The following is a 17463-nucleotide window of genomic DNA, read 5'->3' on the forward strand; positions in this document are numbered from 1 at the left end:
ATCATTTAATTCGGGAGAGTAAGTTGCCAAGAGACACCGAACTTATCAACGAGCCAGCCAAATTTTTTACTAAATCCATAATGATCTAACGGCATTAGTTCTCCACCGCCATCTGTTAAATTCTCATAAAGCCGATTAATTTCTTCTTCTGATTCACATGTGATAAACAAGGAAAACGAAGGGGTAAACGTAAATTCATGCTGAATATTGCTATCAATGCACATAAATTCCTGACCCTTTAATGAAAAGGTGGCTTGCAAAACACTCCCCTCTTCCCCTGGTCCATTTGCTCCATAACGGGAAATATAAGTTATTTCTGAATCCTCAATTAAAGAAGTGTAATAATTCATGGCTTCTTCCGCATTTCCTTGGAACATTAAAAATGGTGTAATCTTTTTCAATATAACCAACTCCTCTTTTCAATCATTCCTCAATCAAAATTAAGCTTAGATGCCCCACTGCCTATACCAAAATGGCTGACACTACCTCATTCGATTATGATCCTTTATAGCTAATTTTTCCTGTTTCCACTAATTCCTTAAGTCCCATGAACATTAAATTCCAACCATGTTCAGATCCCTCGTGATATTCTCCAAGAGCTTTTTCGATATCGGATTGTGTCCAATTTTCTTCATGAGGAACGATGATGTTTTGTGTAAATGTCATTTCACAGCCTTGTTGAAGTTCTTTTAGCTCAACTGTAATCGTATCCACTGTTTCGCTAAACTGCGGCATTTCAAAAGTAAACACTAATTTTGTTGGAGGATCAATTTCAAGATACTCCCCGATCGCTCGATAATCTTTTCCATCTCGATGATCAATAATTTCCCAAGTGCCCCCTACTTGAGGATTATTTTGCGCCACCTTATTGGTCCCTTCCAATGTAAATAGCCATTTTCTCATCATCTCGGGGTTCAGCCATGCATCAAAAACTCTTTCAGGTGCGACATCAAAATTTCTTGTCATGTTTAAAATCGTGGTTGAACAGTTTTCCATCTAATAGCTCCTTTATGTAATTTAATGTTCTTTCTTTTTGGCTTTCAATAACTCCTTCTCAAGAAGATCAAAACGATTACTCCAAAACTTCTCATAAAAACGCAGCCATTCAGTAGCTTGAGATAATGATTCAGTATTTAAGCGACATATGTGAGTTCTTCCCTTTACACTCCTTTCGATTAAATTTGCTCGCTCCAGAACCTTTATATGCTTTGAAATAGCCGCCAAAGTCATATCAAAAGGGACTGCTAATTCAGAAACTGTTCTTTCTTTTTGCGCCATCATATGAACCATTTCTCTTCTTGTTGAATCAGCTAAAGCATGAAAAATATCATTTAAATTATCTTTGTTATGGTTAACCATATGGTTAAATATATCGGATTTCGCAATTATATTCAACTATTTAGTTAAATAAAAGCATTGGTTCTCTTAGAAATTGCTTGATTGCAGAACGTATTCCTCTAGTAGAATGACTGCTGACTAGACAATATTTATTAATTAAAGATTCTCCCCAAATACTAGGCAAGTCCTTTTTTAAACCAAAATACAAACTTCTTGATAATATACAATATAATAAAATTGCTTATTAAACAGAGATACCAGTTCCAATTTTTAAATTCAATTAGTGAACTGTAGTGTTCTATTAATAAGGTATAAGTTGAAACGGCTACAGCAAATAGTAAAGTGTGTATAAACTCCCTCAGCTTTCCTTTATCAAGGGGATACAAAATAATAAAAAATACTCCAAACGTTGGATATATAAGATAATGCATGGAAAAACTCATTTTTGTTGCAATAGGAAACTCTCTGTAGGGGTATTCAACACACTTAAAGAGCACTTGCATATATTCATAAAACCATGCAATCGCTTGTACAAATAGGAATGTTATATAGGCTGTCCTTTTACTCTCCTTAGGGATATACTTCAACAGGATTCCAATTGAAATCAGCCAAACAATAACCAGAATAAGGAATTCTTTACTCATAGTTCTATACCTGTACCAATCTTTTTCTAAACCAAAGATAGTATCTATGATTTAATAAAAGCGAAATCATGACTGTCAAAAGAGTCCAATACCATTTCCATTCATGATATTTAACCAATGAGGTATATTTCTCCAGTAATACCTCAAAAATTGTAAAGAAACCAGCAAAAGCAATGTAATATACCAGTGCCCCTTTCCATTTTAAGTTACCTGGATAATATAAACTAAAGATAATGGCAACAATAGGAAACAAGAAAAACTCAAAAGAGAAACTTGTTCTATTGTATTCATTTGCCTGTGGCAGTAGTTGAGTGGGATATTCAATCCAGCCCATTTCAACGGCAAATAAGCCTGCTGGCCAAGTGATAACTTGCAGAAACAGAAATAAAACGCATGCATCCCTTACTTTTTCTCTTGGTACCAATTTAAAAAGGGCAATGATGCAAATTAACGAGAAACTCATAAGAAACCATCTTTCAATATTCATTTTCATCATCCTAATAAAATGTATGAATTTATTATGTTTCAATTTATTTTAAAAATACCATTTGTAATTGTTGAAACGTGAAGGGTACATTTCAATATTTTAAATAACTAGATCCTAAAACGTAGCAAAAAAAGCGGCCGGGAAATTGGACTGCTGAAACAGTCTATCGTTGTTCAGCATCTTGCGTACATCCGTGAAGGATAGAAAATGAAATAATGTTTTTTAGCTGAAAAACTAAAAAGGCCCCTGGTTCAATCTATCGATTAAAACCAGAAGCCTTTTACCTCTTACCTATCCTTCGATATCCCGTTTGTTATATCCTATAAATCCTGCAATCATTAGAACAAGTGCAATAACTATCAAGATGGCAACCGGTCCATATTCCATTTCTTCTACCGGGAGTTGAGGAATGTGTCCATATGGAGAAATTTGTCCAACCCAATCCGGAAATTGGAATAACCCCCCCAGATAAAGCACAATGAATGAATAAAAGACGTACAGCCATATGAAAACATTTATCTTAGGAGTAAACCCAATCAGAAACACGGCAATCCCGATCATGACCAACATTGCCGGATAATAGACAACAGCAGCTCCAGACACCATCCCTAAATCTAATCCACTTTCCATCACAGATGTTCCTGCAGCCCACAGACCAAGTGCAGCAAGTGAAATCATCACAAATCCATTCACTGCGGATAGGACAAGGTAACAAAACATCAATCGAGTACGGGAAACCGCTCTCCCAAGTAAATGTTCAATACGATTCTTTTTCTCATCCCCATACAATTTATTGATAGCCATGAGAGGAGGAACCGTTCCTAATAATGCCATAATAACCATTAGCATCGGGATAAACTGTTCGCTTAAGGAACGGCCATCCTCAGGTTTAAAAAGCTGTTGCATCGTATCATTGGCCCCCAAAAAAGACTCTAAATCACCTAGAACAGATCCATAGGAAAGCCCCATCACAAACATACCGACAGCCCAGGCAATGATTCCTGTCCGCTGAAGCTTTAAAGCAAGGCCAATCGGGCTTTGTAAAAAGGCGGAAGCATGTTTCCTGCCAGGTCTTGCAGGCAAAAATCCAGCTCCTAAATCACGGACTGCATTCAAAAGATAGGCGATTATGAATAAAATGACAGATGAACCTAACAGCAATAAAACCGGCCACCAGTGATTACTTGAGTAAGCCTCAGTCTGAGTGACCCATCCTAAAGGGGAGAACAACGATAAGGTTTCATTGCTCACATCACCAAACGCACGTATCAGATAGGTTATAATCAGAATCGCAATCGAATATCCAATTGTACCGCGGGAACTCTCCGAAAGCTGTGCGAATACGGCCGTCACACCTGCAAAGATGATACCAGTTGCACCTAAAGCGGCACCATATAATAATGACCCCTCAAGACCCATACTTTCTATGTCGAGTACATACAATCCAAAGCCTGTTATCAATGCTAAAGCTGCATTTGTGATACATAAAACGAATAAGGTGGCATTTAAAGTAGATAGACGCCCTACAGGTAGTGAACGAACCATTTCGATTCGCCCGTCTTCCTCATCTGATCTTGTATGACGGTTGACTAGCAGGATACTCATAAGACCGACAACAACTGCTGTAAAAAGCAGCATTTGATGCGTTGTCATAGCACCCAGCGTGTAATGATCCAGGTTACCTGGGCCTACCATTGCGGTCATCGCAGGATTCCTCATGGTTTCAGCCATAGCGTCTCTTGCTTGTTGAGTTGTATACAGGTCAGTAAAAGCAACAGGTACAATTAACGTGAAGAAAGAAAGCCCAATTAACCATAACGAAATTCGAATGCGGTCCCGGCGTAAAATGAAGCATGATAGCCGAATCGTTCTATTAAAAAGATGCCCATCCATCAGGAAACACCTCCTGCTCCTTTATGCGCCGTATTTCCTGCGCCTTCATAATGCCGCATGAACAAGTCTTCCAACGTTGGCGGTGCGCTCTCTAATTTTACAATCCCAAATTGACTGACATACCTGATCACCTGTTCCATTTCCTCCGTGTCTACCTGAAATGAAACGCCTTGATCTCTTTTTACGATGTCATGCACACCTTGTAAATCTTGTAAGGCGGTAATCGGTTGTTTCGTTTCCACAAGCAGGTTCGTGCGGGTTAAATGACGTAACTCGCTTAATGATCCTGTTTCAATGATTCTACCCTGACGAATAATGCCGACTCTGTCACATAATTTTTCTACCTCAGATAAAATATGACTAGAAAGCAGGACACTTTTTCCTTCTTTTTTTGCATCCATCACACATTCCTGAAAAACTCGTTCCATCAGAGGATCAAGGCCTGAGGTCGGCTCATCCAAAATATAAAGGTCTGCATCGGATGAAAAAGCAGCTATTAACGCTACTTTCTGCCGATTTCCCTTTGAATAGGTTCTGCATTTTTTTGTTGGGTCCAAATCAAATTTCTTAATGAGCTCTTCCCGCCTGCTTTGATTGTTGCCTCCACGCAATGTCACAAAAAGATCGATCACTTCACCGCCTGTTAAGTTCGGCCACAAATTCACATCTCCAGGAACATATGCAATACGTTTGTGAATGTCAACCGCATCTTTCCAGGCATCCTTGCCAAAAATCTTTACTTGCCCTTCCGTCGCCTTTAATATGCCGAGCAGAACCCGAATCGTTGTTGATTTTCCGGCTCCGTTCGGACCGATAAATCCATAAACTTCTCCCTCATTCACTTCGAGGTTAACCCCGTCCAATGCCGTGAACTTTCCAAACTTCTTTGTTAAGCCAGTCACTTTCAGCAGACTCATGGTTGCTCCCCCCTCACTTTTTGTAAAAGCTTATTTTCAATATGTCCAAATATTCATAGAACTCCTTCCAATATGGGTCAAAATCGACTGAAGCAATCTTTTGACCCTTAAAATGATTGATCAGCTCGTTTTGATATCCTTCTATTGACCATCGGATGAGTTTAAATGCCTTATCGACATCAATATCATCGCGGAACAATGTTGGGTCAATATTGTCATACAGTATCGATTGACCTTTTTGTTGCAAGGCAGAAAGCCGTTGTTCCAATTCCTCCGGCAGCTTCACATTATCCGTTAATACAACAGTCGCCAAAAATTGCATCACATCAGGATTCTTATGGTAATAATCCATTTTAACCCTGGCTGCCTGCTTTAACCGCTCAATAAAATCAGGCTCTGTCGTATCGATAAGACTTAAATATCCCTCAACTAGTAAGTTCATCGCATAATCAATTAAATACAAATATATGTCTCTCTTGCTTTTGAAATAGTAAAAAAGCATTCCTTTTCCTATTCCGGCGTTTTTCACAATTTGATTCGTTGACCCTCGCTCGTACCCATTCTCGGCAAATTCTTTAAGTGCCGCATTTAATATTCGCTTCTGTTTATTCTCATTGAGGTTTTCAAATGTTTGATTAATCTAAAGAACCCCCTTTGCTATGGTTTATTCCTACTCGTATTAAAATAGACCACATCGGTCTAATTAAATGTAACACCATTAGACCACACTGGTCAATACCTTGTTAATTGAAAATAAAGTCATTTACTTCTACTAGCATGAAGCCGCATTTTCCAACGGAAAATGCGGCTTCTCTAATCAATAGTCCTTTACCGTTATTCCAATATTACGTTCCTTTAACAGTACTCATTGTCATCATATTCCCTTTAAAAATCTACCTACAAAATGGGCAAAAAGGGCAATCTTATTTATAAACAGAAAACTTTATTTCAAAGCCGCAGTAGATAGAGAATGTCAAAAGCCCTTTTCTCTCTGCATTCAGATGAAAAGGGCTTTAAACTTCTATCCCATCTTAATTTGTATTAACATCACAATATCTCAACATACCCATCTGATCCATGCACCCTTATCCTTTGACCGTCTTTAATCAGTTTCGTTGCGTTCTCTACCCCTACAACAGCCGGCAGACCGTATTCACGGGCAATTACGGCCCCATGTGTCATCAGTCCACCGACCTCTGTCACTAAGCCTTTAACGGAGACAAATAAAGGTGTCCAACTAGGATCCGTAAAGGTGGTGACTAAGATATCGCCATCTTCTATGTTTGCATCCTCCATTTTTAGAACGACACGTGCTCTCCCCTCAATGATACCTGTTGAAACAGGGATTCCTGCAAGGGCACCTTCAGGAATATCGTCGGTGTTATATTGGCCGAATAGTACCTCGCCTTCAGAGGTCATCGCCCGCGGTGGTGTCAGCTTTTCATAGTGTTCGTATTTCTCTTTTCTCTCCATTATTATCTGATAGTCTAGCTGATTTGTGCGAACGACCTCTCGAAGTTCTTCAAAGGATAGATAATAGATGTCCTCTTTTTCAGAGAGTATTCCTTTTTGCACAAGTACTGTCGCTTCCTTTATCAGGGCCATCTTATAAATATAATAACGACTGATGAAGGAATACTTCGGATATTCACGATAGCCGATATAATTTCGAAGAACGCTGATCATTTTTTTGGTTTTTTTCGCTTTTTGATTGCCACCTGGTATTTTCTCCAAGCGTGTTACAAGATCCTCCGCCTTCTCCTCTGCTTCTTTTCGACCCTGCTCAAACTTCTTACTGCGAGCATTGGGTTCAAAGTTCTTAATATTGCTGAGAATCATCGGGATGAGTGCGGTTGGTCGCTCACTCCAGCGTGTTCGTGTGATATCGATTTCCCCGGTACAGCGCATGCCGTATTTTTCAAGATACGCTCTTAGCGAATCCATCACAACGCCTCCACCTTCTACTTTCACCAACTCTTCAAAAAAGGACTCATCCTTCGCTTCTTTGAAATAGGTCTTTACTGCCGGATATTGCCTTACGACATCTGATACATCCAGGAGGGCAAGCCCCATTTCCGATGTCACATTGTAAGGGACAGATTGGGAAAGGATGTCGGCTGTATTCTTGTCACCAAGCCATTTTTCCATTTTCTTATTAAGCCAATTAGCGGCATACACCCCTACCATGATGACACCCAAGCTTTGTTGGTCATAAAGCAGTTTCTTTAATTGCTTATGGTCCTGTTCAATAAAATCGAACAGCTCCTCTCCTGAGAAGTTTTCGATGGTTTGCTCTACTTCTTTTAAAGACGCCTGACTCTTGGAAATGAGACGTTGCACGATAGTTATGTCATTTTTCTGGTAAGCTTGAATGGCTTTAACTGGAAGTGACCAAGTCAGTTCCTCAGAGCCAAGAGTGAACATTCTTTTCCCTTTAGGCAATGCCATCATGAAATCCTTCCTCTCCATTAAATTGGAGATTACATTATGCATCAGTGGGTCGTTTTTCCCCATCGTTGAAAGGATAAGCTTTCGTCCCACCGGCGAGGCTAAATCGTGCGAGAGGTCGAAAAACAGCCTTCCCCCAGCTGTGTTTAATTCAAACCTGGACAATAGGGAGAAAAATGAAATCCCCAATGGTTTGATCGCTTCTGTCATCATCTGTTGATGCCCGACAGACATGTAAACACGGTTCTCTCCATCATTCGAGTCCAACATAGGGTAAAGGGTCGTGATTGGGCGACTTTGGACAATATAAAGTGTATTTTCAAAAAGGCACCATTCGATGTCCTGCGGGCAGGAAAAATAAGCTTCAAGCTTTCTCCCCAGCTTCTCCAGCTGTAGGATCTGGTCATCTGTCACTGTTTGTTTAGTTTGCCGGTCAGGTTCGATTTCCTGTTCCTGTGTTCCACCTTCTGTTATGGCATGGATTGCCACTTTCTTAGTAGAAATTGTCTTCTCAACAATCTTTCCCTCCCGTACCTTATAATTATCAGGATTTACGAGCCCTGAAACGAGCGTTTCCCCTAACCCAAAGCTTGCGTCAATCGAGAGTACCTTCCTGTTAAAGCTGACAGGATCGGCTGTAAACATAATTCCCGATGCTTCAGGGAAAACCATTCGTTGAATGACGACTGATAAAAAGACTTTACTGTGGTCGAATCCGTTTTGAATACGGTAGATGACTGCCCGTTCTGTAAACAGTGACGCCCAGCATTTACTGATATGCTCAAGGAGAGTTTCTTTTCCAATAATATTTAAATACGTATCCTGCTGACCAGCGAAGGAAGCAAATGGCAGATCCTCAGCTGTCGCACTTGAACGTACTGCATAAGCATGCTCCACGCCAAGCTCTATATGTTTATGAGTGATTTCTTCGGTAATCTCCTCAACCATCCCAAGCCCTTCAATAACTCTGCGGATGTTTTTACTAATTTCAGCGATCCTTTCCCTATCTTCCACCTTTAGGAATGAGAGCTCATCCAGCAACTCCGTAAACTTCTTATTTTTTTGGACGACTCTTTTATAAGCTTCAGTAGTGACACAAAAACCCTCAGGGACACTGATCCCTTCAACTCTAGATAACTCTCCCAGGTTTAATCCTTTTCCCCCGACGACCATGAGCTTTGTTTTCTCGATCTCCTCAAAACCAAGAACATAAGCAGACATCGTAATCATCCTCCTCAGCCATTTAGAAAATTAGCCTTCAATTCCAAAACGAACCATATTTAAGAATCGTGTTCTTTCCTTAAGTAGCTGTTTATGATAGTCTTCATCAAAATCGTTGATGTCCATTACTTCCGCTAAGAATTTCTTTTCAAAGTGTTCCATCGTGACCATAATCAATTCAAAGGCTTGCCCACGGTCCGCCCCTTCTTTGAGGGGAACATTTTCAAAGAGCCGCTCCCAGATTTGATTCCTTTCCAACATCAAGTCCCCATACTTTTTGTAAATGTCCGTCTTCAATTCAGAAGGTGGCTCTTTAAAAGCCTCAATCAACAATTTATACACGTCTCTATTTTTCAGTAAAAAATTCAGCTTCATCAGGCTATACTTTTCTTTCATTTCAAAAAAGTCCCCTGTTTCGGGTAGGTGGTCGATACCAAGTGCCGTTCTAACCATATCGAAACATTGGTCTAAAACATAAAAATACAATGTTTTTTTATTTTTAAAATGATGAAAAATCAACGCCTTGGAAATACCCGCCGCTTCTGCCAGCATTGCGGTGGACGTTTTCTCATAGCCATGACGGGCAAACACTTTCAGACAGGCATCCAAGATTTGTTCTTTTTCATAAACTTGTAAAGGCAAGTGTTATACCACCTTTCTTATACTAACCAATTGGTCAGCATTAATTTACCATATACTAACCGATTGGTCAATATCTCTATTTAGATAACAAATTCAATTTATACACTATAAATGTGAAATAATCCGAAAGTTGAAATGACCATCTCAAAAGAAGGGAATGAGGTGGTGAAATTGAGAGAAAGCCAAAATGACCACCTCAATTGAGTTATTTTGAATGAGGAATGCTGCAAACTACATGTAGAAATGCACCACTTTTTGATTTTATGCGTGAGAATAACTTGGAAATGCACGAGAATCTAATTTCATGCATGAAAATGACTCAGAAATGCACGAGATTAAAAAATTTATGCATTTTCTTGATAGGAAGAGATGATATTTTAAATAAAAACAAAGGGCTGTCTAAAACCAGGGAGTCAGGAGCACAACTTCTTTAGACAGAAGACTGCTATCTTTAACGAACATGGTGGTTCCTGATCCGGTTTTGGACCGCCCTAAAATAAAGTTATTCCCATTATGTTGACAATAAATTGAGGAAATGGAACTGAAAACGCTAGCTGTTCAAGGAATTACTTTTCAATTAATATGGTTCAGCCTCGTGTCCTTTTTCCACAGCATTTTCAGTTGCGTTAACGCCATCTTTGTTACCAAGTGGTGCTTGGCTCGATCCGTCTTTAGGGGCTTTCGCCAAGCCTTCTCTTAACAGGCGACCATATTCTTCGTCTGCTTCTTCAGCAAGTGCAACCATTTTATCCTGAAGCCTTTGGTCACATTTGGAAAGGTCTGATACAAGGTTTGAAATTAATTCTGTTCTTTCCCATTCTTCAAATCTACGGTACGTTTCACCGGCTTGTTTTGTATTGCTCTGCCTGTCGATGGACTCACGTACCAAATTCCCTTCAATGTTAGGTGTATATTCTTTTCCAATTTGTTCTGCTTCTTTTAATCCGCCCAAAATCGATGGTTCATAGTTAATATGAGGGTTCTGGCCAGGAGCACGATCCACTTTATATTGCATTTGACCGCCATTTTGATTCGTCGCAACCCGTTTTTTCGGAGCGTTAATCGGTAGCTGCAAATAATTCGCTCCCACGCGATGCCGTTGTGTATCGGAATAAGAAAACGTCCGACCTTGAAGCATTTTGTCATCTGAGAAATCGAGACCATCAACAAGGACACCTGTACCAAATGCAGCTTGTTCTACTTCCGTAAAATAATCCTCAGGGTTTTTATTTAAGACCATTTTCCCGACCGGCAGCCAAGGGAATTGATCCTCCGGCCATAGCTTCGTATCATCAAGTGGATCAAAATCCAATTCAGGATGCTCATCATCGCTCATCACTTGAACAAGTAGCTCCCATTCAGGATAATCTCCACGCTCAATCGCTTCGTATAAATCCTGGGTCGCATGATTAAAGTTTTTCGCTTGTATTTCTTCCGCTTCCTTTTGTGTCAAATTCTTAATGCCTTGCTTTGGTTCCCAGTGATATTTAATAAGTACAGCTTCTCCGTCATTGTTTACCCATTTATATGTATTCACTCCCGATCCCTGCATCATACGATAGTTTGCTGGGATTCCCCAAGGCGAATAAACAAATGTAACCATATGAAACGTTTCCGGAGAGCTGGCACAAAAATCGAAGAATCTTTCGCTATCTTGAATGTTTGTAATGGGATCTGGTTTAAAGGCATGAATCATGTCAGGGAATTTCATGGCATCACGAATAAAGAAAATTTTTAAATTGTTTCCAACTAAGTCCCAGTTTCCATCTTCCGTATAAAATTTCACAGCAAATCCACGTGGATCTCGGAGTGTTTCTGGAGAATGACCTCCGTGTATAACCGATGAAAAACGGACAAATACTGGTGTTTTTTTCCCTTTTTCCTGAAATAATTTCGCACGAGTATATTTCGAAACCGGATCGTCACCGGCGGTTCCATATGCTTCGAAATAACCATGTGCACCAGCACCCCTTGCATGGACAACACGTTCAGGAACACGCTCTCGATCAAAGTGACTGATTTTCTCAATAAAATCATAATTTTCTAATGTAGCAGGGCCGCGGTTTCCTACTGTTCTGGTATTTTGATTATTCGTAATAGGATGTCCCTGCCTATTTGTCAAAGTGTCTTCGTTTTCAATATTTGTTTGATTTTTACTATTTTCAATCATCTTTTAACCTCCCTAGATTTTTTAAACACTCTCAGCATTGATACTTAAAGATGGATGACCAGCTGAATAACCACTCTATTCCGATCATAAGAGCCTAAATATTCCACTTATACTTTTTCCCACATATATAAAAATCATCCATTTTTTCCTGTACGAATTAAAAATGTATAATTATTTAGGGTTTGATATGTGATTAATAAAAGAACAGAAAATTGTTTATTCAAAAAAGTTATCCAGCCTTGGGCTATAAAATAAAAAACCAAGTGTAAAGTCTTTCGATTTTACACTTGATTTCCTTTTTCTCTATTGACGTGTCTCCACGTTTTAGGAATTACTTCCCTCTTGATTTTTAAATGGATCTTTATTTGGTGCTACTTCCTTTGCGAACTCTGTCATATTCGCCATATTTGGCATTTGACCTGTGTTTCTTGAGCGTAAATTATTCATAACGTTTTGAACAGGACGCATCATATTGGTATTGTTTCGGTTTCTTCCTAATCCATAGGCTGCTGCACTAGCACCAATTCCTAACAATGACGCCCACATCATCCCTCTATTGTTGTTTCTTCTTCTTCTGCCAACCATCTTTAAAAGGTTTTTACCTTGACGTGAATTGAAAAGCATTGTCATCCAGTTATTCATTTAGAGCACTTCCTCTATAGAGAATGTGAAAAGCAAAAGAATCACTTTTCATCTTCTAATATGTGCTATAACCAGATTGATAATGCTGGCAATGTTTTGATTTAGTGGAGAATTTTCAGGTCAAAACATTTCGTTCTTTTCCCATGACTCCACTGTTTTATATGCCGTTTGTGGATCGCAGCCTTTTCCAAGCAAGTAAGCAATCGCAGCAACTTCTGTGAGTGCATGTGAATAGGATGTATATGTTGCTTCTTTTAACCCATACTCGACAAAAGGGCTTACTGCTTGCAAAGTCTCATTTTTCAGCTCTTCATAAGGGTTATATACCCTATTATGAAAAGGGTGACCATAATACATCAATCATCCTCATCCTTCCTTCATAATACTTCATGTTTCCTTCTATCTTATGATGAGGAAAGCATTTGGTCATTTGTCCTTTTTTCAAATAGCTCTTTTCGTAAAAATTGTTGTTTTTTTAGGAAGCCTTTTAATTAAAGCTATTGGTAAATCGCTAATTTCTTCTTAATCCGACCTTTCACTTCTGACATCAAGCATACAAAACGTTACAGAAACTTTGCTTTTGCTCTTAAAGGCAACAAAGTTTACAAAACAGCCTTTTAAAATCATCCTTCACTTGTCAAATAATCCTTTCACATGAATTATTGAGTTGAATCATATCTATGAAGTAAACGATTTTCTTATAAAAGGAGTGATTGCTTTGTATTATAACTACTATAGAGTGAACAACTGGCAGTCCATTCTGAATTTTTTACAACAAAGCTTGTATGCGGAAGAAATGGTTTGTGCGATGAGTAGTGAACTTTATCATATCCCTGAGACCCAGGATCTAAAAGGGAATAATGAGATGCACGATCATTTAGTTCCCGCTTCTTACCATCGGGTGACCTCAGTTGGTTCTGCCATAAGGCTTGTCAACGGAGAGCAACGGCAATCCATTATCGCCACAATGACAACCTGTATCGTAAATGCTGAAAAGCAGGATAAAGGAGTTCGTGAAGGATTAAAGGTGATGGAGGAAAATGCAAGCATCGAATATAAGCCAGTCATTCGAATGATTATTCGATGGCAAAATCAAGCAGAATCTTATTTAAAGCAAGCAAAGGATTCTTTACAAGCGATGGGAGTTTCGTTTCCTTCAGGAAGTGACGAGCAAGGTGGAGAGTATTAGGATAGTATCTAGATCAATTTAGCGTATTCAATTATGGGGAACAAAAAAAATAACAAGTCACGGTTCTTTCAAGTTTTTCACTTTTTATCCGGTTGGATAATATTTGTTTTCCGATTGATAATAGAAGCAATTTACATTACTTTCTTGGTTGAATTTTTGGGCTGTCTGGTAAGTCATCGACTATCAGACGGCTCATTTTGATTTTAGAAATATTGATAAATAACGTTTTGTTGTTAATTTTCTGGATTTTCCCTTTTCGAAAGCCCCTTTTCCTAGTCTTGAATGTGGTAACGCACAACTTATCGATTTTATACACCAAACGAATTATTAATGCACAAAATTACAAATTCATGCACAAGTTAATACATAGAGACGAATAAAAAAGGACCCAGGAACCACTTCAATAAATAGGAGATAACCTCAGTAGCACCTTCTATCTAGTGACGATCATATGGTTCCTGATTCCTTTTTAGACAGCTCACTTTTTTACACTTTTGTTTTGTCCTTCATCGTCGTTATGAAGGAATTTTTTCCGTGTTTCTACCGTGTTTTTGCCTTCATTGACGAAGGAATTTTCTTCCGCATTTCTATAATATCGTTTATTGCACGTAAAAGTCCGTTGTCCTAATGTTCCTTACTATCTAAATGATTAAGTATACCGAACGGAAACATCTCTTGCCTTTGTGACAAATTGATTAGTAAAACAATTTAGCCTCAACTATATTTCAATCTCGATCCCAACATTCCGTTCTTTCGATTGAAAATAAACACCTTTTGCCACTGCGAGGTCAAAATAAGCAGCACCGACTGATTTAAAGAAAGTGATTTCTTCTTCATGTTCCCTTCCTGTTTTCATTAGATTTGCTAGCTCATAAAGCTCTCCATAAATATCGTTAAACGACCATGTTCCCTGATTAGCTGCATGAATAAGTTCACCTGCTTCATCCTTTACGCCGGCTAAATCATCGACGATTATTTTAGAAGAGCGTGAAACCGTTGTATGATCCACTTCTCTCATATGCGGTAAATAAGACCCAACCCCGTTAATGTGTGTACCTGGCTTTAAATCCTGTCCATTAAATACAGGCTCGTTGGAACGAGTTGCACAGCAAATAATATCTGCTTGACGAACAGCTGTTGATACATCCTCGATCACTTCAAAAGGAAGGGTTACTCCGAATGCCCTTAGCTTTTCACCAAACTTTTCTGCTTTCTCTGGGGTTCGATTTACTAATAAAATTCGATCAATGTCCCTAACAGCTAACACACCAAGTGCTTGTTCAAATCCCATTGCTCCCGTGCCGATAATAGTGAGAACCCTGGCGTCTTTCCGTGCAAAAAAGTCTGTAGCAATACCGCTCAGTGCCCCCGTTCGAAGTCGTGTTAAATAAGAAGCATTCATCATGGCTAAATGCTCACCATTTTCTGCATCCGACAGCAAAATGACTCCTTGTGTCGTTGCCTTGCCCACTAAAGGATTTTTCGGAAAAATGGTCACAACTTTCACCGCCGTAACTTCGTTAGATAAATCTGCACTTGGCATATAAAGGGCGGATGCCTCGTGCTGCGGAAAATCAAGTACTGTACGATGAGGATTATTAATTTTTTCAGCGCCATATGCATGTAATACCGCTTTCACATCCGCTATTGCGTCCTTCATTCCATATGATTGTTGAATTTCGTTTTCATTTATGATCAACATTCGATTTTCCTCCTTGAAGCAAATGAACCATCGTTTACATTGCTTTACTATTATACGATTCGTCTAATTTCTGATTGCTTCGATCTTTTACTGCCCAAATGGCTGCCAGTGAGAGAACCGCTGTAAAAATAATATAAATAGCGACAGGAACATAAGAGTTATTAAACTTGCTAAGTAAAGCCGTTGCAACTAACGGAGCTGTCCCTCCTGCCAGAGCAGCACCGATTTGATATCCGAGTGTAATACCAGTGTAACGGATTTTTGCATCAAAAATCTCCGAAAACATAGTGCCAAGAACTGCTGTAATGGGTGCCCAAATAATCCCTAAACCTATCACGGTAGCAATCATTAATAGCAGTACCGATTTTTGCTGCAACATCCAGAAATATGGGAACGCAAATATGGCCATTCCAATCGTTCCGAATATGTACAACTTTTTGCGACCAATTTTATCAGATAAATTCCCCATAATTGGGATTAAAATCGTCGTTATAACCGTTGCGATCATGACGGCCGTTAATGTGGCAGTCCTTGAGAATCCCAAATTTGACGTTGCGTATGATACGACAAAAGTGCTGAAGATATAAAATGGAGCTGTTTCTACGACTTTGGCTCCCACGGCAATAATCACTTCACGCCAATAATTCTTAAGCGTTTCTATAATTGGGAGCTTTGGAACTTCTCCAGACTCCTGTACTTTTTTAAAAGATGGTGTTTCATCAATTCCTTTACGAATCCATAAGCCAAAAATAACAAGTAGAGCACTTATGATGAATGGTACACGCCATCCCCAAGTCATGAATGCGTTTTCAGGCAGCAGTGTCATAATCGATAAGGCAATCGTTCCAAGCAGCATCCCTATCGTCACACCCATCTGAGGAATGGCACCGAACAAGCCCCTTTTTTCATCAGGTGCATATTCAACCGCTAACAGTAGAGCACCTCCCCATTCACCACCAATTCCTAGACCTTGAACTAAGCGTAAAGTGATTAATAAAATCGGCGCCCAAATCCCAACGGCTTGATACGTTGGAAGAAGTCCCATCCCAAATGTGGCAATCCCCATCAAACTAAGTGTTAATACAAGTGTTTTCTTTCTTCCAATGCGGTCGCCAATGTGGCTAAAGATCACACCGCCAAAAGGGCGGATAAAGAATGCTAGCGCAAAAGAAGCATAGGAAAGCAAAAGTCCAATTGTTGGATCCTCATTCACAAAGAACAATTGGTTAAATACGAGTGCTGCAACGGTCCCATATAAAAAATAGTCAAACCACTCAATCGAACTGCCCACTAAACTTGCGATTAAAACTCGTCGCATTTGTTTCTTTTCCATCGTAAATCACTCCCCTAAAATTGAAGTATCACTTCAATTTATATTTCTCTCTATTCTAGATAATAAAGAATTTTCTGTCAATATTTTTAGGAGTATTATTGAAGATTGAACTTGTAACCAAAATTCTCATGTATAATGTAGAAAGATACTATATACAAAAGGAGACATTCTTGTGCCTTCTGATTCAATTGGAAAAAAAATAAAATTCTTGAGAAAAGAGCGAAAACTAACTTTAAAGAGCTTAGCCGAACAAACAGACGTTTCGATCAGCTTTTTATCACAAGTAGAGCGTGGAAAATCAAGCGTCACATTAGAGTCGTTAAAAAAAATTGCTGATGCTTTAAATATCAACCCAAGCTACTTTTTTTCTGAAAACCGCTCTCAAGAAAATTCAGATGCGAAACATGAACCATTTCACTATCAGGATTTATCTCACGATATTCGTGATGCTGTTTTTTCCCCCATTCTTGTCACTTTAAAGCCTGGCGAAAATAAAGGAAGTGCGTTTTCCCACAGCGGTCATGAATTTATCTATATTATTGAAGGAAAGTTAACGGTGGAAATATACGGGGAAAGATTAGAACTTCATGAACAGGAGTCGTTTATGTTTGATGCGAGAAAAGCCCATTACTGGTTTAACTTCTCGGATCAAGATGTACGTTTTTTGGTGGTGTCATCGAAGTAACGGAGAGTCTAAAAAGGCAGATCCTCCAAATGAAATCACTTGGAGGAGTTTAAGTATTTGTCAAAAATTAATAATATATCTTGTGGTCTTGCTGCATGAGTTTAAAAGTTTTTGAGTATGAAATGTTTCAGACTAAGAAGAGGATTGATGAC

The 17463-nt window shown here is 39.1% G+C and carries 17 protein-coding genes and 1 pseudogene; 2 read left to right on the top strand and 16 right to left on the bottom strand.

Annotated elements, in window-relative coordinates; all coding sequences use genetic code 11:
• Positions 1-5: 5 nt before the first annotated feature.
• The 14 genes and pseudogenes from JOC86_RS19375 to JOC86_RS19435 form a co-directional block, all read right to left on the bottom strand.
• Positions 6-401, bottom strand: a complete 396-nt coding sequence (locus tag JOC86_RS19375) for a VOC family protein (RefSeq protein WP_205174584.1) — start codon at positions 399-401, stop codon at positions 6-8.
• 94 nt (positions 402-495) lie between these two features.
• Positions 496-996, bottom strand: coding sequence for an SRPBCC family protein (locus tag JOC86_RS19380; RefSeq protein WP_205174585.1), 501 nt, complete (start codon positions 994-996; stop codon positions 496-498).
• Between the two features lie 21 nt (positions 997-1017).
• Positions 1018-1395, bottom strand: coding sequence for an ArsR/SmtB family transcription factor (locus JOC86_RS19385; RefSeq protein WP_239587710.1), 378 nt, complete (start codon positions 1393-1395; stop codon positions 1018-1020).
• Between the two features lie 119 nt (positions 1396-1514).
• Positions 1515-1982: a CBO0543 family protein gene (locus JOC86_RS19390; protein ID WP_205174586.1), complete on the bottom strand. Its 468-nt coding sequence runs from the start codon at positions 1980-1982 to the stop codon at positions 1515-1517.
• Between the two features lie 4 nt (positions 1983-1986).
• Positions 1987-2469, bottom strand: coding sequence for a CBO0543 family protein (locus JOC86_RS19395; RefSeq protein WP_205174587.1), 483 nt, complete (start codon positions 2467-2469; stop codon positions 1987-1989).
• 291 nt (positions 2470-2760) lie between these two features.
• A complete protein-coding gene (locus JOC86_RS19400; protein WP_205174588.1) occupies positions 2761-4362 on the bottom strand; it encodes an ABC transporter permease in 1602 nt (533 codons plus the stop codon).
• A complete protein-coding gene (locus JOC86_RS19405) occupies positions 4362-5279 on the bottom strand; it encodes an ABC transporter ATP-binding protein (protein WP_205174589.1) in 918 nt (305 codons plus the stop codon). Before JOC86_RS19405 ends, JOC86_RS19400 begins: the two co-directional genes overlap by 1 nt.
• Positions 5280-5292: 13 nt before the next feature.
• Positions 5293-5721 carry a hypothetical protein gene (locus JOC86_RS19410; RefSeq protein WP_239587711.1) on the bottom strand — a complete coding sequence of 143 codons (429 nt, stop codon included), beginning with the start codon at positions 5719-5721 and terminating at the stop codon, positions 5293-5295.
• Between the two features lie 27 nt (positions 5722-5748).
• Positions 5749-5919, bottom strand: a pseudogene (locus JOC86_RS25215) (TetR/AcrR family transcriptional regulator); the annotation flags it as partial.
• Positions 5920-6326: 407 nt separating this feature from the next.
• On the bottom strand, positions 6327-8948 hold the full coding sequence (ppsA, locus tag JOC86_RS19415) for a phosphoenolpyruvate synthase (RefSeq protein ID WP_205174590.1): 2622 nt from the start codon (positions 8946-8948) through the stop codon (positions 6327-6329).
• A 30-nt stretch (positions 8949-8978) separates the two neighbouring features.
• On the bottom strand, positions 8979-9590 hold the full coding sequence (locus tag JOC86_RS19420) for a TetR/AcrR family transcriptional regulator (RefSeq protein ID WP_205174591.1): 612 nt from the start codon (positions 9588-9590) through the stop codon (positions 8979-8981).
• A gap of 577 nt (positions 9591-10167) precedes the next feature.
• Complete coding sequence (locus tag JOC86_RS19425; RefSeq protein WP_205174592.1) at positions 10168-11760, bottom strand: catalase; 1593 nt, start codon at positions 11758-11760, stop codon at positions 10168-10170.
• A gap of 324 nt (positions 11761-12084) precedes the next feature.
• Complete coding sequence (locus JOC86_RS19430) at positions 12085-12402, bottom strand: hypothetical protein (protein WP_205174593.1); 318 nt, start codon at positions 12400-12402, stop codon at positions 12085-12087.
• A 120-nt stretch (positions 12403-12522) separates the two neighbouring features.
• Complete coding sequence (locus JOC86_RS19435) at positions 12523-12759, bottom strand: hypothetical protein (RefSeq protein WP_205174594.1); 237 nt, start codon at positions 12757-12759, stop codon at positions 12523-12525.
• Between the two features lie 361 nt (positions 12760-13120).
• Between JOC86_RS19435 and JOC86_RS19440 the strand changes: the two genes are divergently transcribed.
• Complete coding sequence (locus JOC86_RS19440; RefSeq protein WP_205174595.1) at positions 13121-13591, top strand: hypothetical protein; 471 nt, start codon at positions 13121-13123, stop codon at positions 13589-13591.
• Positions 13592-14309: 718 nt separating this feature from the next.
• Here the strand turns inward: JOC86_RS19440 and JOC86_RS19445 are convergent.
• Complete coding sequence (locus JOC86_RS19445) at positions 14310-15293, bottom strand: ornithine cyclodeaminase family protein (RefSeq protein WP_205174596.1); 984 nt, start codon at positions 15291-15293, stop codon at positions 14310-14312.
• Between the two features lie 34 nt (positions 15294-15327).
• Complete coding sequence (locus JOC86_RS19450) at positions 15328-16626, bottom strand: MFS transporter (RefSeq protein WP_205174597.1); 1299 nt, start codon at positions 16624-16626, stop codon at positions 15328-15330.
• A gap of 172 nt (positions 16627-16798) precedes the next feature.
• Between JOC86_RS19450 and JOC86_RS19455 the strand changes: the two genes are divergently transcribed.
• On the top strand, positions 16799-17311 hold the full coding sequence (locus JOC86_RS19455; protein ID WP_205174598.1) for a cupin domain-containing protein: 513 nt from the start codon (positions 16799-16801) through the stop codon (positions 17309-17311).
• Positions 17312-17463 lie beyond the last annotated feature (152 nt).

It is taken from the genome of Rossellomorea pakistanensis (assembly GCF_016908495.1).
Taxonomy (GTDB): Bacteria; Bacillota; Bacilli; order Bacillales; family Bacillaceae_B; genus Rossellomorea; species Rossellomorea pakistanensis.